General features: G+C 64.4%; 1 protein-coding gene. It reads left to right on the plus strand.

Annotated features, from left to right (window positions below; genetic code table 11):
• On the plus strand, positions 1-233 hold a 233-nt coding region (locus R0J87_RS25020), incomplete at both ends, for a VOC family protein (protein WP_498889725.1).

Below are 233 nucleotides of genomic sequence, written 5' to 3' on the forward strand. Positions count from 1 at the left end.
GCCAGATCAACGAGTACCTCGACGCCTACAAGGGCGAAGGCATCCAGCACATCGCCTGCTTCACCGACAACATCTACGACACCGTCGAGGCGATGCGCGCGCAGGGCGTGGAGTTCCTGGACACCCCGGACACCTACTTCGACGTGGTCGACCTGCGCATCCCGGACAACGGCGAGGACGTGCCGCGCCTGCGCCGCAACAAGATCCTCATCGACGCCGATCCGGAGACCAAG

It is taken from the genome of Halomonas sp. SIMBA_159, assembly GCF_046536035.1.
GTDB lineage: Bacteria > Pseudomonadota > Gammaproteobacteria > Pseudomonadales > Halomonadaceae > Vreelandella > Vreelandella venusta_A.